This window comes from Flavihumibacter petaseus NBRC 106054 (assembly GCF_000974785.1).
GTDB lineage: Bacteria > Bacteroidota > Bacteroidia > Chitinophagales > Chitinophagaceae > Flavihumibacter > Flavihumibacter petaseus.
This window is the reverse complement of sequence record NZ_BBWV01000003.1, coordinates 414,726-433,364: the sequence shown is the minus strand read 5'-3', so window position 1 is coordinate 433,364 and position 18,639 is coordinate 414,726. Positions and strand designations below refer to the sequence as shown.

18 protein-coding genes are annotated in these 18,639 nt (G+C 45.8%); 1 reads left to right on the top strand and 17 read right to left on the bottom strand.

What is annotated here, in order from left to right:
- Positions 1 to 56: 56 nt before the first annotated feature.
- Positions 57 to 404 (bottom strand): hypothetical protein, encoded by a 348-nt coding sequence (locus FPE01S_RS17230; RefSeq protein WP_245624016.1) that lies wholly within the window; start codon positions 402 to 404, stop codon positions 57 to 59.
- A gap of 63 nt (positions 405 to 467) precedes the next feature.
- Here FPE01S_RS17230 and FPE01S_RS17225 point away from each other — a divergent pair, with 63 nt between their 5' ends.
- On the top strand, positions 468 to 1,319 hold the full coding sequence (locus tag FPE01S_RS17225) for a hypothetical protein (protein WP_046370279.1): 852 nt from the start codon (positions 468 to 470) through the stop codon (positions 1,317 to 1,319).
- Positions 1,320 to 1,324: 5 nt separating this feature from the next.
- On the opposite strand, the gene FPE01S_RS17220 is transcribed toward FPE01S_RS17225, so the two are convergent.
- The 16 genes from FPE01S_RS17220 to FPE01S_RS17145 all read right to left on the bottom strand — a co-directional run bounded on the left by FPE01S_RS17220 (position 1,325) and on the right by FPE01S_RS17145 (position 18,578).
- On the bottom strand, positions 1,325 to 2,710 hold the full coding sequence (locus tag FPE01S_RS17220) for an undecaprenyl-phosphate glucose phosphotransferase (RefSeq protein WP_046370278.1): 1,386 nt from the start codon (positions 2,708 to 2,710) through the stop codon (positions 1,325 to 1,327).
- 2 nt (positions 2,711 to 2,712) lie between these two features.
- Positions 2,713 to 3,810 (bottom strand): non-hydrolyzing UDP-N-acetylglucosamine 2-epimerase, encoded by a 1,098-nt coding sequence (gene wecB, locus FPE01S_RS17215; protein WP_046370277.1) that lies wholly within the window; start codon positions 3,808 to 3,810, stop codon positions 2,713 to 2,715.
- Between the two features lie 7 nt (positions 3,811 to 3,817).
- On the bottom strand, positions 3,818 to 4,564 hold the full coding sequence (locus tag FPE01S_RS17210; protein ID WP_046370276.1) for a WecB/TagA/CpsF family glycosyltransferase: 747 nt from the start codon (positions 4,562 to 4,564) through the stop codon (positions 3,818 to 3,820).
- Positions 4,551 to 5,750, bottom strand: a complete 1,200-nt coding sequence (locus tag FPE01S_RS17205; RefSeq protein ID WP_046370275.1) for a prenyltransferase/squalene oxidase repeat-containing protein — start codon at positions 5,748 to 5,750, stop codon at positions 4,551 to 4,553. The genes FPE01S_RS17210 and FPE01S_RS17205 overlap by 14 nt, the downstream gene beginning before the upstream one ends.
- 3 nt (positions 5,751 to 5,753) lie before the next feature.
- A complete protein-coding gene (locus tag FPE01S_RS17200) occupies positions 5,754 to 6,719 on the bottom strand; it encodes an SGNH/GDSL hydrolase family protein (RefSeq protein ID WP_046370274.1) in 966 nt (321 codons plus the stop codon).
- 3 nt (positions 6,720 to 6,722) lie between these two features.
- Entirely contained in the window at positions 6,723 to 8,150 is a 1,428-nt protein-coding gene (locus FPE01S_RS17195; RefSeq protein WP_046370273.1) for an MBOAT family O-acyltransferase, read from the bottom strand.
- A 4-nt stretch (positions 8,151 to 8,154) separates the two neighbouring features.
- Positions 8,155 to 9,267, bottom strand: coding sequence for a polysaccharide deacetylase family protein (locus FPE01S_RS17190; RefSeq protein ID WP_157474075.1), 1,113 nt, complete (start codon positions 9,265 to 9,267; stop codon positions 8,155 to 8,157).
- Positions 9,268 to 9,279: 12 nt separating this feature from the next.
- Positions 9,280 to 10,026 carry a GNAT family N-acetyltransferase gene (locus FPE01S_RS17185; RefSeq protein ID WP_046370271.1) on the bottom strand — a complete coding sequence of 249 codons (747 nt, stop codon included), beginning with the start codon at positions 10,024 to 10,026 and terminating at the stop codon, positions 9,280 to 9,282.
- Positions 10,027 to 10,030: 4 nt separating this feature from the next.
- Positions 10,031 to 11,227: a glycosyltransferase family 4 protein gene (locus FPE01S_RS17180; RefSeq protein ID WP_046370270.1), complete on the bottom strand. Its 1,197-nt coding sequence runs from the start codon at positions 11,225 to 11,227 to the stop codon at positions 10,031 to 10,033.
- Positions 11,228 to 11,364: 137 nt separating this feature from the next.
- Positions 11,365 to 12,027, bottom strand: coding sequence for a hypothetical protein (locus FPE01S_RS17175; protein WP_046370269.1), 663 nt, complete (start codon positions 12,025 to 12,027; stop codon positions 11,365 to 11,367).
- A complete protein-coding gene (locus FPE01S_RS17170; protein WP_046370268.1) occupies positions 12,000 to 12,863 on the bottom strand; it encodes a polysaccharide deacetylase family protein in 864 nt (287 codons plus the stop codon). The genes FPE01S_RS17175 and FPE01S_RS17170 overlap by 28 nt, the downstream gene beginning before the upstream one ends.
- The gene (locus FPE01S_RS17165) at positions 12,860 to 13,996 is read right to left on the bottom strand and encodes a glycosyltransferase family 4 protein (protein ID WP_157474074.1); all 1,137 of its coding nucleotides are present in this window, start codon (positions 13,994 to 13,996) and stop codon (positions 12,860 to 12,862) included. The genes FPE01S_RS17170 and FPE01S_RS17165 overlap by 4 nt, the downstream gene beginning before the upstream one ends.
- 20 nt (positions 13,997 to 14,016) lie before the next feature.
- Complete coding sequence (locus FPE01S_RS17160; RefSeq protein WP_046370266.1) at positions 14,017 to 15,192, bottom strand: glycosyltransferase family 4 protein; 1,176 nt, start codon at positions 15,190 to 15,192, stop codon at positions 14,017 to 14,019.
- Between the two features lie 43 nt (positions 15,193 to 15,235).
- A complete protein-coding gene (locus FPE01S_RS17155; RefSeq protein ID WP_046370265.1) occupies positions 15,236 to 16,699 on the bottom strand; it encodes a lipopolysaccharide biosynthesis protein in 1,464 nt (487 codons plus the stop codon).
- Positions 16,677 to 18,029: an O-antigen ligase family protein gene (locus FPE01S_RS17150; protein ID WP_046370264.1), complete on the bottom strand. Its 1,353-nt coding sequence runs from the start codon at positions 18,027 to 18,029 to the stop codon at positions 16,677 to 16,679. The genes FPE01S_RS17155 and FPE01S_RS17150 overlap by 23 nt, the downstream gene beginning before the upstream one ends.
- 6 nt (positions 18,030 to 18,035) lie before the next feature.
- Entirely contained in the window at positions 18,036 to 18,578 is a 543-nt protein-coding gene (locus FPE01S_RS17145; RefSeq protein WP_046370263.1) for a transcription termination/antitermination NusG family protein, read from the bottom strand.
- Between the last annotated feature and the right edge of the window lie 61 nt (positions 18,579 to 18,639).

Below are 18,639 nucleotides of genomic sequence, written 5' to 3'. Positions count from 1 at the left end.
CCATTTTTTCCCTTGCCTGTTGCATGGCAGTAGCATTAGACTTTTATATCATTTACTTATGCCTGGTTATTACCGGTTTCATTTTTTCCTGCCGATTCCCGCGCTTTGAGTTCCCGGTACTTCTGGTCATACTGATCCCACTGATGCTGTTTATAAAAGATGGCGGTGAACGTAACAATGGCCAGCAACGCAATGATCAATACCATGGGATTAAACTGGCTGCCAGCGACCATAACGGCCCGCTTATGCCACCCGGTGACATAACTGATCACGATCGGTATAACGATCACAAGACCCATCGGCAGGCCAACCAGCCACTGCCGGAAGACCTTTTTCTGTTTATCCCGGTTCTGCTCCCAATAAGCCATAAAGCGCTTTTCATCATCGGTAAACATGTGCTTCATTTGGACAAATGTAAACCGTCGGGCTATTTTTCCTTAATTTGTGCCTAACCAATCTGATTCGTTTTGAAAATTGACCAGCTAATCACCCAGTATCTTTACCAGCACAAACGTGTGAGCCTGCCCGGAATCGGGACTTTTACCACTGATGGCAGTGTTGTGAAATTTGATACCAAATCGGATCCCACCTTCAGCAAGGAACTGATTGAATATGTCAAGACACATACAGGGAAAATGACTTCGCTGGCGCAATCTGACCTGGAGTCATTTATCATGCTCAACTCCCAGTTCCTGAATATCGGAAAAGCACTTTACCTGGATGGTATTGGTACCCTGGTTAAATCGAAGGAAGGCATACTGACATTTACACCAGGTGAGATGGTAACAGACCGTTTGGATGAAGGGATGCTGGAAAACCGCCGGAATTCTGTGTTTTCTGATGAAAGCCGTTACCAGCCGCAAACGGGAGTTAACAGGGGCTGGCTCATCGGCATCGCTGCACTGGCTACAATTGCCATAGTAGTTTGGGGAGGCTGGAAATTATCCCAGAATAACAATCCGGAAAATGCCGAAACGGTAGTGAAGGCAGATACTGCAGCTACTGTAGCGGATACAACAATGCATCTGCCTGCTGATACGGCCAATACTGCAACAGCAAAAAGAGACAGTGTTATCCAGCCGGTGCCGGACAATTCACAGTGGCGTTTTGTAATTGAAGCAACGGGGAACAAGCTGCGTGCGGAAAAGCGTTTTGCGCAGCTCAGGGAGATCGGAGATAAGATTCAATTCGACAGCACCGACACATCGCGGTACAAGCTTTATTTTCTGCTTCCGGGGCAACCTTCGGATACAGCAAGGATGAGGGACTCGCTCCGGCGTTTCTATGGCAGCCGGTTGGTATTTGTAGAACCTAAATAAACTGGTCAGAAGGCATTCTTATCGCCCTTGATAGACAGGAACGCTGTCATCATGATGATGCGCAGATCCAGCCAAAGTGTCCAGTTTTCCATATACCAGATATCAAATTCAATCCTCTTCTGCAACAGTTTGTTGTCTGTGATTTCGCCGCGAAAGCCGTTTACCTGGGCCCAACCGGTTAGTCCCGGTTTCACAAAGTGCCGGATCATGTATTGTTTGTAGAGATGGGAGAAATCTTCGGTATGTTTCAGCATATGTGGTCTTGGCCCGACTACCGACATATCACCCAGAAATACATTAAAAAACTGGGGTAACTCATCAATATTGGTCTTCCGCATTATACGGCCCAGACGGGTGATCCGGCTATCATTCCGGGTTACCTGTTTGCTGTTTGCCTCGTCGTTCACTTTCAGGCTCCGGAATTTGATGCATCGAAATGGCTGGTTGTTTTTTCCCGAACGCATTTGTGTAAAAAAGATTGGGCCTTTTGAATCCAGTTTGATCAGCAGTGCAATCAGGGGAATCAGCCAGCTGAGCAGGAATATGATCACAAAAGTGCTGAATACTATGTCAAATAATCTCTTCTTTAAACGGTTACCCGTGTCTTCCAGCGGTTCATTTCTCAGGGAAAGGACAGGAATATTGTCTACGAAGTCGACGAATATATTGCGGTTGACAAAGATCTTATAGTCAGGCACAAATTTGAAATGTACAAACTGCTTTTCTGCTGCCTTGGCGAGTTCATACAGGTCGGGGAAATTTTCAGGAGCAAGGGTACTGTAAATCTCAGTAACCTGGTTCTCCCTAACGAAAGGCATACAATCTTTCAGATCGCCCATAATCGGAAACTCCGACAATTCAGATATCCGCTCTTTGTCTTCAAAACAGCCGGCCACGTGCACAAATTTGGACTCTTCCCTGAAGTAACGGATCAGCCGCTTGGAGATCTCATTATAGCCAAGAACCACTACATTTTTCTGAAGGCTGAATTTGTTTCTTAAAGAAATGATAAGGAGGTTGAAAACCACCCTGTTCACAGACAATACTAGACCGAGCCCGGCAATTACCACCAGGATGTATGCTCTGGAATACTGGTAATGATAGAGAAAGATAAAGACCATCAGGATCAGCACGGTGAGCAGGTAGGCTTTGGCCGTTCGTTTATAAAAACTTTCGAAGTCAAGCCAGTTCTTGCTCATGTACAGTGTAGTCAGGTACACCGCTGCCATCCAGGCCAGGTTGATTACCGCAAAGAAGACATGATATTCTTTTTTCTCAAATGCTTCTGCCCTGCCTACCACGAAACTGGCGATCAGCAGAATGACGTTCAGCGAAAAAATATCCCAGAGCCACAGAAGGGTCCGGTAGAATACATAGGAAAGTTTGTTCATGCTTAGGCGTTGTAGAGGGCGGCGAGTTTATCGACGATCCTTGTGGCTGTATTCCCGTCCCACATGGGTGGAATTCCACCCTTTTTCCAGTTTCCCTGAATTACTTTTTCAAGGTAAGGTATGAGTTTGGCCGGGTCGGTGCCAATCAGTTCGTTGGTGCCCATGGTGATGGTCTCGGGCCTTTCGGTAGAGTCGCGCATGGTCATGCAGGGAATTCCCAGCACGGTAGCTTCTTCTGTAATGCCGCCTGAATCGGTAATAACAGCCATGGCATTGCGGATCAGAAAAATGAACTCCAGGTAACCCATCGGATCCGCCAGTATCAGTCGGTTATCGCGGTAGCCGATCCCGTCAAGAATTTTCTTTGTTCTGGGGTGAACCGGAAATACAACAGGATGATTTCCCGTGGTATTCATGATGGTTGACAGGAGATGCTGCAGATTGGCGGGGTCATCCACATTGGCTGGCCGGTGCAGGGTCAGCAGGAAGTATTGCTTTTCTTTCAGCCCCTCAGATTTCCAGAGTGCAGGTTCCTGCAATCGTCCCAGGTTCTGTTGCAGGGTATCGATCATGGTGTTGCCCACAAAGTGGATCCGTTCATCAGAAACGCCTGCCCGGCGCAGGTGCTCATTCGCAAACTCACTTGTAGTAAAGAAATGATCTGTAATAGAATCCGTCACGATCCTGTTAATCTCTTCAGGCATCGTCATATCGCCGGAACGGATACCCGCTTCCACATGTACAGCATCAACACCAAGTTTTTTTGCGGTGATGGTACAGGCCATGGTCGAGGTAACATCTCCTACTACCAGAATCACGCCTGGCCTGTTTTCCATCAGTTCCTTCTCGAACCGGGTCATGATTGCAGCAGTTTGTTCTGCCTGCGTTCCTCCACCCGCTTCCAGGTTGGCATGAGGTTCCGGAATACCGAGCTGTTCAAAAAAATCAGCACTCATTTTTTTATCGTAGTGCTGCCCGGTATGAACAAGGCGGTAGTCTATTTTTGAGTGGCCGTTACTGTTGTAATGCTGAATAGCCTTGATGATAGGCGAAATTTTCATAAAGTTTGGACGGGCTCCTGCAACGATCGTAACCTTCATATCAAAGTCATTTAGCTTTATTAAACTGCATTTTTTCTTTCATTACCAGGTATCCGAATTCAATATTCCCTACCAGGTATCGCTTCCACATGCGCCGGGGTTCCTGGATCACACGGTAAAACCACTCCAGACCGGCAACCTGCATCCAGCGTGGTGCCCTTTTCACGAACCCTGCAACCACGTCAAAGCTTCCACCGACACCCATGATAAACGGAACATTGATCTCATCCTTGTATTTATTGAGAAAAATTTCCTTTTTAGGTGAGGTGATGGCCACAAACAGCATCTTGGCACCGGATGACCCAATGCTTCTGGCGATTTCAAGTTCCTCGTCTGGTTTGTAATACCCATTACGGTAGCCCCCGATAATATCAGGTGAATACTTCTCGGACAGTATCCGGGCAACTTTCGAAACAATCTCTTCTTTGGCACCAAGCAGGTAAATCTTGTATCCCTTTCGATGAGCCAGCGCAATCAGCTCATCCATGAGGTCTATGCCCGCCACCCTTTCCGGCAATGGTTTGTTGAGAAAACGGCTGGCCCAAACAACTCCCTGCCCATCTGCATTAATGATATCACAGTTAACGATGGAATCCATTAATTCAACATTCTTGTTGGCATTAACCACTTTCGCGGCATTGATCACAACATGGTGAATTGGCCGGTTTTCCTGAAGGGCATCATCGATAAGTCCGACAGTTTCCTCCATGGTATAGGCGTCAACCGGAATATTGCAAATACTAATGCGTTTCATACACGATTGTTTTTTCGGGCTGTAGGGATAGTTTTCGGTCATAAAGCGCCAGGGTATAAAGCATCCAGGCCTGAGACCAGCGCATATAGGGTATTCTGGAAGAGAAATAGCGGTTGATCTGGAAATAGAAATAACCTTGCTTGTCCTGCATATTGTTGATGGTCCAGTTCAGCACACGGTCGGCGAGGGCCTTATTGGATTCAAAACAACGCAGTTTGATCAGGGTGATGATCAATTGTGCAGGTGCATGAATATCTATTGGATAAACGCTGTTGTTATAATATTTCGGAATACCATCCGAAGTAAAAAAATTGTTCAGGTAATAGTCCAGACCTTTTTCGACGTAGGTCTGATAGCTTGTGTTGCCCGTGAAATCGGCGTAATCCTGCAGGCACTCGAGGTTGTACCCGGTATGAAAACTGTCAATCCACTGGTGGAAGGAATATGTACCGTAACTCCATGATCCGTCCTCCTGTTGATACTTACAACAAAAGGCAACGGACCTTGTGGCGGCTTCCAGCAGTTCCGGTTCACGCGTATAGCTATATACCCTTGCCAGTAACCTGCTTCCGAGCAATGAAGCATTGAATACGATACTAGTGTCAAGTTTGGAATAGGAAAAAGCAAAGTCCCCCTCATCATCCACATTCCTGTTAAGATCTTTCAGGATAAAATCGCAGGTGCCCCTGGCTGTTTCCAGCAATATGTTTTCGTTGGTAATCTCGTAAGCATCAAGCAGGGCGTTGGCAATGAATGAAGAGGCAACGATCGTGGGAGTAAACCGCGGTTGAAAAAACGCCCGGGCCTGCCAGTCAAAATTATATCCCCAACAGGCTCCGCTATACCCTTTGCTCGTAAAGTGAAGAATCTCACGGATGAAAAACCGGATTTTTCCCAGATCAGCAGGTTCCCTGTGTTGTTGGTAAAGCTGACAGTAGGCAGTAAGAAAAATCCCTAAAGCCTTGGGGTTGGTCTCCTTTTTTACTCCTGTAACCGAACGAAGGTTGAATGGCGACCTTTTGAAAGCCTGGATCCAGGCGAGCCGGAAGAATTTTTGATCTCTGATCCATGGCAATGCCTGAAATAACCTGCTGTTCAGGCCATCGTAGGGATCGTAACCACGAAATCCTTCTTTCTCACAATATGTCTTAAGCCGTTGAAGGGCTTGCTGATGAATTTCTGACATGCTTTACCTTTTTGCACTCGCGTGACTTCCCGCTGAAGCCGTGATTTTATCAGCGATCAGCTTAGAATAACGTTCTGCGCCCTCCTTGTTAAGGTGCGCTTTATCATCAAAAATATCGGCCTTACCGGTGAATGTAGTATCAACCGAATAGTCCCAGAACGGAATACTATATTCCGCAGCTATCTGGCGGGCAATTCTGACGCTCGGGTCTTCGGCACGGAGATAATCATAATACGGGGAACAAATCACAAAGAGGCGGATATTGCTGGCTGAACAAGTTTTTACCAGTTGCCGGAAAGCTTCCACCTTGATGGTATCGATAGGATATTCTCCTTCCACAGCAACTGAATCCGCAGGTCGTTTCATTACACGTTCCAATGGAATATAGCCGCCAAAATCCTGTTTGCGGCTTTTATTCAGCTCAAGATTTCCCATGGCTATTGCTTGAAGCTTCGAATTATACGGATAGATGGCGCTAAGGTTTTTAATTGGTTCGAATGGCCCGCGCAAATTGATGATCGGTCGGATGGCTTCGTGATTCCGGTAAAACGGCATCAACGTTGCCAGCCGGTCATAACTCTCGCGGTTTACTGAAAACTCTTTGTTCAGCAAATCCAATACCACCACTTTGGGGTGATACCGTTGGATCATACACTGCAAAACGGCGTTGTGATAGAGGATGAAATTTCCCTCCCGACCTGCGTTATAAGCACTCATGTTTAGTTCCTTACCAATGATGGCAGGCACATAGTGATGGCTCGCTCTCGAAGACCCCAGCACGATCAGTTCTTCATTGGCTTTATCAATCGCATAGATAGTCCTGGCTTCCAATCCGCTCTCCTGTGAAAAATAAAATTTACGCAGCAGGAATCCTACAGCAAAATCAGCTATCACAAGCAGAAAAAGAAATAAGAGAAAGTTTCGCAGGAATTTTTGAACCGGATTGTTTTTGATCAGATCTTTCTCCATGGCTCAGAATTGGAAATAAATAAATTGACCACCATCAAATACGCCAATCAGCAGGATCAACAGGATCAATGCGAGATAGGTGCTGTAACGTACGAGTGGGCTTTTGTTATCAATGAGGGTAAAGGAACCTTTATAATATTCCTCTTTGGCTTCCACCAATAGCAGGAACGCAATGGCAAACAGGGAATAGGTGAAAGTGGGATTACCAGTAAACAGGGAACCTTTTTCGAACCGGAAGATACGGCCGATGACCAGTGTTGCCTGATTGAGGTCAGCAGCGCGGAAGAATATCCACGCAAAACAGGTCAGTAAAAAAGTGATTCCTATATTGATCATGCGCATCCACCAGGATGGCTGATCATTTTCTTTCCAGCCCCATTTCGATAACAAGCGGTTTCTGATCAGTGCGGCGACCAGATAAAAGCCATTCAATGCGCCCCAGATTACGAAAGTCCAGTTCGCCCCATGCCAGAGGCCACTGACGAGGAATACGAAAAAAAGGTTAAAATACCAACGGGGTATGGATACCCTGTTGCCTCCCAGGGAAATGTACAGGTAGTCTTTGAACCAGGTGGAAAGTGATATGTGCCAACGGCTCCAGAACTCGGAAATATTGGCTGAAAAATATGGCCGGTTGAAATTTCGCATCAGTGTGAAGCCCATTACTTTGGCAGAGCCAATGGCGATATCAGAGTATCCCGAGAAATCGCAATAAATCTGGAATGCAAAAAACACGGTCGCAACAATCAGTGACAAACCGGAATGCTGATCAGCGTTGCCGTATACTGCATCAACGTATAAACCGAGGCGGTCTGCGATCACCAGTTTCTTTACAAAGCCCCACAACATGATCTTCAGGCCATCTACCACCCGTTCGTAATCGAAAGAGTGTTTTTCATAGAACTGATGCAGCAGGTTCTGTGGCCGTTCAATCGGTCCGGCAACGAGCTGCGGATAAAACATTACATAAAGCGCATAGATGCCAAAATTCCTTTCTGCTTTCTGGTGTCCTCTGTATACCTCAATCGTGTAACTCATTGCCTGAAAGGTGTGGAAAGAAAGGCCGATCGGCAACAGAATCTTCAAATAAGGGACAGGGTTGTTCCAGCCAACTCCGTGCAAAAGTGTGGTAAGGTTGTCATTCAGGAAGTTGTAGTACTTGAAAACTGCCAGTACGCCGATGTTGGCGACAAGACTAGCTATCAGCCAGACCTTTCGTTTCCGGCCACGGGCCTCTTCGAGAAAAATACCTGCGAAATAATCGATCACTATGGTAAACCCGAGAATCAGGATGTACACCGGCACAAAAGCCATGTAGAAATAACAGCTTGCAAACAGCAAGAGCATCCAGCGGAAGCGATGTGGCAGCAGGAAGTATAAACTTGTTACTACTATAAAGTAGAACAAAAACTCCATAGAATTGAATAACATAGGGCTAGTTTTTTTGACGGATCACCGTCGGGTCCTGTTGCAGTTCGCGATAGTATTGTGAAAGGGTAAGGAATTCCACCTCATCCCCGTAGGCATCCAGGATATATTTCAGGAATGCCTCAATATGTTTATAATGTGCCAGAAATTGTTTGGTATGGGACTCCATGACAAGTGGAATTCTTCGTTCCGGATAATCCCGCAGTCGTTTGATGATGGAATCAATAGATGACTTAAGATAGTAAAAAGGCTGGTTTCCGATCTTCAGGTGAGTACGGTAGGGATTCCAGCTGAACTGCATTTTCTTTTCGTCCATCAGTGGGGAAAGGGATTTTATTGTTGCAGGTATGGGTTCCTGGTAATACCATGCCGTATCATCCCGGCCAATCAATTTTTGCTTCACCAGATCTATGCCGAGCGAGATCATGGGGAAGATGCTCGGCGCGTATTCCGGCTGAGGAACAATCACGATATCCTCTTTTTTGCGACTTACCTTCCGGATATCTGAAGGATCTGCATAATAGGGCATGATCTTTTCCTCGATATTACTGTAGTCGGTACCGCTATTGGGCAGCCGGAGACCATTCCTAACACCCATGATTATTCTTACTCCCTTATCGGCCATTGCCTGAAATAAGGTTTCTGATGGCTGGAGGCCCCAGCTTCCGCCTTTAAAGGCGATGACCTTATAATCAGGATAATGGGGCCGGATCAGGTTTTCGAGGTAGTCGATGCCTTCGGAAATCATCTTCCGCTGCAACTCAGGGGCGTATCTTCCGATATTCCAGTTATTACCCAGCAGGAAGTGATCGCCGGTACGTACAGCTTCAAACCACTGTGGATGCAGGTGCAGCTGAACATCGAAACCATAGTCTTTCATCAGTAGTACATTTTCTTCCCAGATGCGTGATTGCATGCGGAGATTCCTGTCACTGATGTCTGACTGAAGGTACCTGAGCTGATGTACGACATCAACCATAAAGGTCATCGTACCACCCAGTTTTTTGAGTGTTTTCATGAGGAATAGTGAAGGGAGGTATTGGAGTTGGGCAACATTACCCAATCCGTTACCCATAACTTCCCAGTCATCCTCGAGGAGTATACAGAATTTCTTTGCCATTTTCATGACGCGTTAACCATGACCCAGCAGGTTCAGTTTATCTGCTGCCGATCTGAATATAAAATACGGAATTGAATAATAATTTCTGCAGGTAACCACTTCTCCACCGAAACTTAGTTTGAAATCGTCAATACCTTTGAGGTTTCTTTTATCCTTATCTCCGGCGTATCCGCCAAAATCGTAAATATGGGCGCCCAGGCTTTTCAGGTGGATCATGTCCCGGTAATGCAGCAATTTATTGGCTTTCCCAATCAGATTCTTATCTAAACCGCTGTCTTCCATTCTGATAGAAGCACTTTGAAAAGTCCTGACCACACCGGTTGCCTTGTCAAAATGGTAACTATGGGCCGCCAGGAGTTTGCCGTCGAGTTCTGCAAAGCTCAGGAACAACCCGTCACCCATTTCTTCCAGGCGCCTGACACTGGTGGTATTGATACCTTTTGACCTGGCAAAATCATTGAAAAATTCCACGAACCGGGGTATATCTTTCCGGAAATAACAGGTTACACCCTCGCGTTCAGCCTGCCGGATCTGGTTCCGGAATTGCTTGCTGAAAGCTTCAAAAATCTGATCTTCGGAAAGCGTCAGGTTGTTTTCAATAGTAAAGTTCTCCTTTAAAATAGTCATCGGTGGTTGGGGGACATCATTTTTAACATGCAGATACGCTGTAAGTCCCAACAACTCCGGCCATTTGTACTGACATTGATACCAATGTTCGATCACCTCGATAAAGGTGAACCTTTTACGAATCGTAAGCATTATCTTAAACTGATGGATTGAAAACTGATTCGCTTTCACCTGATTCAGACAGGTGAAGCAGTTGGTAGTAATTGAACGTTTTTTCGGCTATTACGCGGCAATGGAATTTCCGGTTTGCTGAGCGACGGGCAGCTGCGCCAACTTCGCTCACGAGTTCATGGTTATTGAACAGTTCCATCAGGATACCTTCCAGTTGATCTTCCTGATGTTTTTGATAAATAAAACCGTCTTTCCCGTGATCAATCATTTCGGGAATGCCGCCAACGTCTGTGGTCACCATAACCCTTGCAGCAGACATCGCTTCCGCAATTACAACAGGAAGTGTTTCCTGCAGGGATGGTAATACCACGATATCATGATTTGTATATAATTCTATGAGATCCTCCTGTGTTTTCCATCCCAGGAAATTAACCCGCTGGGAGAGTCCCCGGGCAGCCACAAACGGCAAAACTTCTTCGCGGTACTTTTCACTTTCGTCAAAGTCTCCCACAATATCCAGCGTGAAGGCACAGCCTTTCTGTTGCAGGCGATCGAGCACTTTCAACAGCGACATGAGGTTTTTCCTGCGGTTGATAACGCCCACATACAGCAGCCTGTTACCAGTCGCCTTTAATTCAGGAATGGGAAAATAACTGTTACCTACTGCATTAAATATGATCGGGGCTTTCTCGCGGATCAGCCTGGAGAAAATATTTTTCGAATATTTGGAAATATGAATGACATGCGGAGGGAGCATGACTCTTTCCACGATTCCGTTCATGTACCATTTCATCCGCTGCTTCCAGTATTTCTTGAGCTTTGCTTCCGCAAATGTGATACCGTGTATGGTAAGCACATGCTTATACCGCTTGTGTGCAAAGAACCGGATCAGCAGGAAGTTCATTCCTTCTTCAAAATGAATGATGTCTGGCTTATATTCCTTAATGATATTCCTTACAGCGCGTGAACAGTGGAGAAAATAGTTGACAAATGATAGCGGCGCAGGTCCTTCCGGAACATAAATCACTTCCACGTTGCTATATAGCTGTCTGCGATATTCGTTGTCGGTATCGCGCGAAATGGACACTACTTTAACGTCAATGGGTAATGACTCAAAACCTTTCAGCAGGTTAAGTACAGCCGATTGAATACCTCCCTTAATCCTGTCGGGAGGATCGGGAAAGTCAGGCACCAGAAACAATACACGCATCGGTTTCCTCATGATCTGTCGTCGCTTGATGATTCAATGACTGTCAGAGCCAAAAGATGTCTGGCTACACGGCGTGCAGGGGTTTGGGGTTGAGGTGTACTCATCTGTTCAGGTCTGCCCAAATTAGGGCATTTAGGTTAAGGTTTATATTAAAATCCAAGTGGTTCCGAAGTTTCCTTGACAACAACTTTCCAGTTGCCCAGGAATTTAGTGGCGATTATTTTCTTTTTGGCGACAAATCCGTTTTTGGCCTGCGTTGTGCGCGCTGCCCGGTTATCTTTGTCGATAATTGTGATTGCATATTTTTTACCCAGATCCCTTAGTTGGTTGTATCGCCAGCTCGTGTAAAAAGGATGGAATCCTTTCCCGCGGTAATCCGGATGACTGAAGGCATCAAGCAGGTATCCCTCATCCGGTGACAGGCTGATTGAACCATTTGCCGGTTGGGGGAATGGCGTTTCAAGGCGGTTAAGCGACATCCACGCTAGACCTACCAGTTTTTTGCCATCAAAAATCCCTACACCCGTATAACCATCTTTGGCAAACCTTTCGCGGAACACGGTAAGTTTTTCGTCGCTGAACGACAGCCCGGCAGCATGTTCGAGGTCATTTAACGATAACACTTTGTAGGAGAAACCTTCCGGCAAAGGTTTTACCGGGTAGGTTTTGGCAAGATCGAAGGAACAAAAATAAAAGGTCTCCTGGTAATAGCCGGCCTTGGCCATCGCCCGTTTGACAATCCTCTTTAGCACCGTGGGTAAGCCATACAACCTGATGCGCTCTCCTAATTTTCCCCCAATACCTTTTGCCATATGCCTATTAATTTTGCATAATTTTCATAATACCCGCCATGTTCATTCAATGAATTCCTGGGAATTTCCAGTGGTTTATTCCAGGGAAGGCAGATATCGCCGTGCCGGTCTGTGAATGCCAGCCGGTAGCCCGCTTTTTGCACCAGCGCAACGGTTTCCTGATCATAGTCTCCATTTGGATAAGCAAAATAGCGAACAGGCGAATTTGTCCATTCCTGTAAAATAGCCTTACTGTCAATAAGTTCCCGCTCCTGTTGTTCCTTACTGCAACGGTGCAAAATGGGGTGATTCACGGTATGGGAACCAAGGGTAATCCAGGGAGAACTGCTCAGTTGTTGCAGCTGCTGCCTGGTTACACAGGAGCGATCCAATGAATACCTGTTTTTCAGCATGTCGACCATCGATCTGCGATCATTATCCGGGAGATTTTTGAACGCTTTGACGTCCGGCAATTCACTGCCATTTTCTTCAACCGCCTTACGGGCATATTCCCACCAGAAATTTCCCGCTTCAACAGGTTCTGTAGGAACGAAAATGGCTAGCGGAACTTTTCTTTCTTCCAGCAGTGGCAACAAATCCAGGTTACTGTTCCAGGCATCATCCAGCGTAATCACGGCAACCTTTTCTCTGTCAGAAGCACGCTGAAGCAGATCGGCAACTGTGTCGAGGGAGCAGATCCGGTACCCATGTTTTTGCAGCTGGTTAATAATATTCCGGAGCATGTCAACGGAGGGATAGTGACAGGTAACTGACAATACAGGGTGAAGTTTTTTCCTGCTCAGGAAAAACCATTTAACCAGGGAGAATCCGATTATTTCGCGTAACAACTTTTTCAAGACTGGTGTAAAACTTTATAATAATACTCGATGGTTTGTGTCGCTATCCTGTTGCTGTCGTACCGTTGCCTGGCCAGGTAGCCTGCCTGTAACGATACGTTCTGCATCAATGTTGTATTGTCGAAAAGGGAATCAAGGATAACCGTTAGTGCTCCTTCTTCATTGGATGGAAAAAGAAAGCCTGTCTCTCCGTGCCGGATCATTTCTTCCAGCCCACCTACATTTGCGGCCACCACTACCCTGCCTGCAGACATTGCTTCCGCTACAGACATAGGTAAAGTTTCCTGCTGGCTGGGAAGCACCATTATGTCATGTTGCTGTAGCAGTTCCGGCAATCGATGTTGCTCCTGCCAGCCGATAAAGTCAACTTCAGCCTGCAGCCTTTCATCAGCGTAAGAACGGACGAGATCAAAATATTCGGGATGTTGTCCGGCTCCCCCCACAACCGTCAACCTGTATACTTTCCCTTTGGCTTTGAGCGCTGCCATAGCCTTCAGAAGTAACAAAAGGTTCTTTCGTTCATCCACCACCCCAACATACAGCAACCGGTTTCCCATAGATTCCCGCTGCGTAACCTGGAAATAGGATTCTCCGGCAGCATTGTAGATCACCGGGAATTTCGGATTACCACCATCACCACAAAGTGCCTTCGAATAGTTCGAGATATGAATAATATTATCCGGTCTGATTCTTCTGGTAATCCATGCATTGAAGTAATAGGTCATTTTCCTTCTGAATGATCTCGTCACTTTCGCCTCCTGCATGGAGATGCCATGTATTGTAAGCAGGTAAGGCAGCCGTCTCCCGATAAAACTCCGGGTGAACAGGAAGTTACCGCCAATCTGATAATGCAACAGGTGTGGTTGGAAATCGTCGATCTGCCGCCGAAGTATCCCCGATCCGGTCATCAGGTAAGCCAGCACCTTAACCGGAGTCTTAATGATCCGGCAATAATGCACCTCAACCTGATCATTCCAGCGGGCAACCGTGTCATTTTCGAGTGCAGGATTCAGCGATACAATTCTCACCGTTACACCCTGTTTAGCCAGTGCAGGGGCGAGATTCAGAATAGCGGAATGAACACCGCCACGAATCGCCTCCCGGTTGAGCGGAAATCCGGGAACCAATAACATTATTCTCAGTTTCTCCGCCACTATACTGCCATTGACCGGTAAGCGCCTAAAATATGCGGCCTCGAACGTTGCCAGGGCTGCTGATCCACTTCCTGCCTGATATAGCGGCTCCAGTTCAGGTAAGACCCCGACTCCAGTGCTGCTATTATACTATTTGCCAGTGCTACAGGATCATTCACTTTTACCAATGTTCCGTTCCTGTCTTCTTCAATAAATTCCGGAAAAGCACCTACATCACTGGCGATCACCCCACGGTAACATACAAATGAAGTCAGCAAAACCCCGCTTTGGGTAGCGTCGAGATAGGGACACACCACGAGCTTGGCATCTTCAACAAGACCTGCAAGTTCTTCGTTGGAGATATACTTTATCCTGCATTCCAGCTGTTCACCGGCTGCTGCAATATCAGTTTCACTTAATTCGTAACCTGCATTCTTGGACCCGGCGATCACAAATTTCTGCCGGGGGAATTTCTCCAATACGATCGGAATTGACTTAAGGAATACATCCACACCCTTGTATGGAGAAATCCTGCCAAAAAATAAAATAGTTTCCCCCTCTCCTGCCTGATCACGACAGAATTTACGGTAGAAACTTAACGGATGCATACCCATCCAGCCGGTCTTTCCGGAATAGTTGGGAAAAATTTCTTTAAACGTCTTTTCTGAAAATCTGGAATAAAACAGGAATACTTTGGCAAGAGGGAAAAATCCTTTTTTTACAAGAACATTCCGCCAGTTGAATTCGCCGGAGTGTGGCGCAGGATCGTGAATAGTGATGGCGATCTTCTTCCTGTAATGCCTGTATAAAAATGGCAGGAGGCCTAAAGCACGGGCCTTGACAGTATCAAAATGAATCAGTTGCGCGCCAGTCTTTTTCATATGGCGCGCCAGTACCTGGCAATCCTTCCAGCTTTGCCAGCTGAAAGTACGGGGATGTTGCTGAACGAAGAAACGAACTGACGCTGCACCTTCCCAGTATGGCTGGAAAAAGCGAAGCGTAACCTCATCCAATACTTCTTCTGGTTTTGCCAGAACCGGCAACCCCTCCAGGGATTTAACGTCAAGGATATTGGTGGTTTTTGATTCCGGAGCGATTTCGATCACAACATGCAATTCCACCTCGTGCTTGATCTGGTTGATCACTTCGATGGCAGAATCCAGATAGGATGCTCCGGCATAATACAGTACGACCATTTTCTTTCAGGGTTGGGGGGTAAACAGAATAACATAAAAACGGTTATCGGGCAGTAGCCGCTTTTTTCTTCCAGGGCAGCAAATCGGGATCCATGTGTTTCTGCAGATAACGGATGGCAAAAAAGCCTACAAGCAACCATACCAAAACAAAGTAAACAACGGGATGAACAAATGGCTGAAGCGCGATATAGGCAGAAATAAAAACTATGGATCCGGAATAAAAAAGGAATATATGTTTCGAATCAGTCATTCCTTTCCTGTACAGAATAATATCCTGTAACAGGTGAAACACAAAAAACGAAGCAAATATTGATAAGTTGATAACGGTCAGCGACCGCACAAACTGCAGGGCAATCAGACTGATTGAAATATTTAATACCAGGCTTACCAGGTTCAATATCATATCCAGTTTTTCCAGCTTCATAGCCACCAGCACATTGGCCTGCAACAAAGCCGTAGGGAAAAGTAAAATGGTCAGAAACATCATCTGCGTAGGCTCCGTGGTTCCGCCGTATTTGGCACCAAAGGCAAATGGCAACAAGATATCAGCAAAAGAGTAAATAAACGTATAGGTTACCAGGCCAAACAGGAAATAAATGAAAAACACATTCTGATAAAACCTCCTGAAACCGGGTATATCATTGTTTTTAAAGTAAGTGACAAGAATGGGAAATACCGTCGTTGAAATGATCACTGGAATGATCTGAGAAATAGAAAACAACTTGAACGCAATTTCATAATTCGCAATATCCGCATCCGATAGCGTCTTGGAGATAATAAGTTTCCCGATGCTCCAGTAAACTACTGAAATCGACCCGATAACAATGAAGGCCCAATTGGCAAATACAATGTTCTTGAAGTCACTCCTGGTAATGCGTTGCCGGATAAGCCCGGTAAGCGAAACCAGATTTGAAGCACCGATCCGCAGGAAAAGGTTGAGCGTAAGAAATCTGAAAACAATCGCAAATACAGAAAGATATACAATTGAAAAAGACTGAAAAATCAGCACCACACCAAGCAGGAGTTTCAGGCTTGCTTCAATCAACAGAATCTGAAAGTTCTTTTTTTGTTTGTGCTCGGCTACATTCAGGCTTTTAAGAGCGTAGATAATGTTGTCGAAAAGAATATTTATACCAACGTACACCGAAATACTCCTGATGAGTGGATCCTTATACATGGCAAATACAAAAATCATGTTCACCACATAAAATACCACACCAAGTATCAGCTGTAATTTCAGAAATGTGTTTACAGTGGCTTCCCGGCTCTTTGCATTGACCATTTCGCGGGTGAACCACTGCCCAAGTCCCATAGTAGAGAACGCAGCAACAAGCTGGTAGGCATTATTGGCAACGATATAGTCAGCAAAATCCGCTTTACTATATTGCCGGGCAATGATCACAAAGAACAGCCCGAGAAATACATTCTGAAGAATATTTGATCCAATACCCCAGAGGCTGTTGGATACGACCTTCTTCCCCGCCTTAAGCGATTGCGTTTTTTCCATATGGTAAATGCGCTTCTCTTTCTGCCAGACTTTTGTCTGCCTGTTGCATCACATGAATCAAAGCGCAGGTAAGTGAAGTAACAACAATAAAAATGCGAACATCGGTAAGCGAGCAAACTGTGATGAATCCTATCATCCAGCTTAGTGGTGACGCCACGAGAATCAGCAGCCGCTCGTCTTTCACACCGACCAGGTAAAGGTAAACTGACCTGACAAGTGGTATTATAAGAAACAATATAAAGACGGTGAACCCAAACAGGCCGAACTCGATCAGGTACTTCAGGTAGCCGCTTTCCGGCTGATCAAAAAATGTGATCTCATCCTGTGCGTACCAGTAATTATCCGGCTTGTATCTTTCAGTATAGAGTTGATAGTTGCCTACACCAATTCCCATTAAAGGGTGCTTGTTGTAAATGGTCAGTGCATCCAGCCAGAAACCAGTTCTTTCGTCCAGGGCAGAGTTGGTATCGGTCTGCCGGTTGAACATGACGAAATTCTGCTTATACAGCGATATAACCATAAACAGCAATACGACTGGTACTGCAAACAGCAGTTTGTACCGCATCGGAAAGAAAAGGTACAGAAATCCCAACCCGATTACCAATCCAAGTAAACCTCCGCGTCCTCCGGTAAGAAACAAAGACACCACTGCTACCAGGAATAGCAATAGGTTGAGCCAGAGTGCTTTGGACCGTTTTTTGTCGTAGATCAGGAAAACAAAACTTAATGCGGCAATAAACTGGGCAAACTTCTGCGGATCCTGAAAATAACTGGGATAACGAATTCCTTCGATAGTGTCGATATTGGGATTCATGAAGTTGCCAGAGAGAAAACTGAACGTCACACTGATTTTTACACCAAAAATCATCTGAAGGCCCATAAAAATAAGTGCGACCAGCAACACAATTTTCAACATCCTCATCAGCTGCATAAAAAAGTCAGGATCTTCTTTCAGTTCCGTCAACAGGACCTTTGCGAAGATGATGACTGAAACGAAGCGTAAGTAACTCATCATGGATCGCCAGAAAAAGTCGCTGTTGAATACACCGATGAGCAGTATGATCAGGACAGCGTACCCCAGTAATCCGAAAATGGAATTCCTTCCCGGCCGGTTATAAAACAGGAACACAAAGAAATAGCTCCATGACAACAGGTCAAATACTGTAAACTCCTCAAGACCGGGCATGAGATCGAAGCTCATATACGGAAGAATCAGCAGCACATAGGCGAGATACACCTTGTTCTTATTGTCGTCTTTTGCCCTGAAAACCAATACAGGGAAAAGGGCAATCAATCCGAGGAGGATCAGAATAGGAATTTGCGATTTCATGCAGACTTACCTGTTCTCCAGAATAAATTTGAAATCTTCCTGTGAACTGAGCACCATTACAGGATCTTTGAATTCACCGTGAACTTCTGCAGCAACGATGTAACCCAAGGTGGGAAGCTCGGCTTTTATGGCTTTGCTTTTTACATCATAGGAATCACCATCCATCAGGAGAAATGGCCCCGTGTTGAAAACAATCTCTCCTTCGGGATTGACCGGTATTTTTTCAAAAAACAAATCTTCATTGATCTCGGTAAAGTACCGGATAACCAGGATCTCCCGTTCGTTGATCAAAGCAGGCTGCTGGTGCCAGTAGAACAAATGATCCACGCCCTTCATAGCAGAAATCATTGCAATCTTATCTGCTTCGGCCCTTACAAATAACAGTGATTCCAGAAACCCGGGTTCATTGGAACGAACGCGTTTTCCCAGGCGAATCGCCGGGCTTACGGGTGACAGACAGCTTACGCCTTTATTCTCGAGTAAAGACGGCAGTTTCTCACTCCAGTTTTCTTTCATGCGGATAGCATACCATTTCCTCTGCTCAGCCATGTATCAAATTTTTCGTATGTACGGGTAGTGTTCCATTCAAAGCTTCGCCTCCTCAGTCCCA

Excerpts from the sequence above, each read along its gene's own strand:
- FPE01S_RS17200 (WP_046370274.1), bottom strand. The coding sequence starts at position 6,719 with ATGGAGAAAGATCTGATCAAAAACAATCCGGTTCAAAAATTCCTGCGA.
- FPE01S_RS17185 (WP_046370271.1), bottom strand. The coding sequence starts at position 10,026 with ATGCTTACGATTCGTAAAAGGTTCACCTTTATCGAGGTGATCGAACAT.
- FPE01S_RS17180 (WP_046370270.1), bottom strand. The coding sequence starts at position 11,227 with ATGAGGAAACCGATGCGTGTATTGTTTCTGGTGCCTGACTTTCCCGAT.
- FPE01S_RS17165 (WP_157474074.1), bottom strand. The coding sequence starts at position 13,996 with ATGTTATTGGTTCCCGGATTTCCGCTCAACCGGGAGGCGATTCGTGGC.
- FPE01S_RS17230 (WP_245624016.1), bottom strand. The coding sequence starts at position 404 with ATGAAGCACATGTTTACCGATGATGAAAAGCGCTTTATGGCTTATTGG.
- wecB (WP_046370277.1), bottom strand. The coding sequence starts at position 3,810 with ATGAAGGTTACGATCGTTGCAGGAGCCCGTCCAAACTTTATGAAAATT.
- FPE01S_RS17195 (WP_046370273.1), bottom strand. The coding sequence starts at position 8,150 with ATGTTATTCAATTCTATGGAGTTTTTGTTCTACTTTATAGTAGTAACA.
- FPE01S_RS17220 (WP_046370278.1), bottom strand. The coding sequence starts at position 2,710 with ATGAACAAACTTTCCTATGTATTCTACCGGACCCTTCTGTGGCTCTGG.
- FPE01S_RS17190 (WP_157474075.1), bottom strand. The coding sequence starts at position 9,267 with ATGGCAAAGAAATTCTGTATACTCCTCGAGGATGACTGGGAAGTTATG.
- FPE01S_RS17150 (WP_046370264.1), bottom strand. The coding sequence starts at position 18,029 with ATGAAATCGCAAATTCCTATTCTGATCCTCCTCGGATTGATTGCCCTT.
- FPE01S_RS17160 (WP_046370266.1), bottom strand. The coding sequence starts at position 15,192 with ATGGTCGTACTGTATTATGCCGGAGCATCCTATCTGGATTCTGCCATC.
- FPE01S_RS17155 (WP_046370265.1), bottom strand. The coding sequence starts at position 16,699 with ATGGAAAAAACGCAATCGCTTAAGGCGGGGAAGAAGGTCGTATCCAAC.
- FPE01S_RS17175 (WP_046370269.1), bottom strand. The coding sequence starts at position 12,027 with ATGGCAAAAGGTATTGGGGGAAAATTAGGAGAGCGCATCAGGTTGTAT.
- FPE01S_RS17205 (WP_046370275.1), bottom strand. The coding sequence starts at position 5,750 with ATGTCAGAAATTCATCAGCAAGCCCTTCAACGGCTTAAGACATATTGT.
- FPE01S_RS17145 (WP_046370263.1), bottom strand. The coding sequence starts at position 18,578 with ATGGCTGAGCAGAGGAAATGGTATGCTATCCGCATGAAAGAAAACTGG.
- FPE01S_RS17210 (WP_046370276.1), bottom strand. The coding sequence starts at position 4,564 with ATGAAACGCATTAGTATTTGCAATATTCCGGTTGACGCCTATACCATG.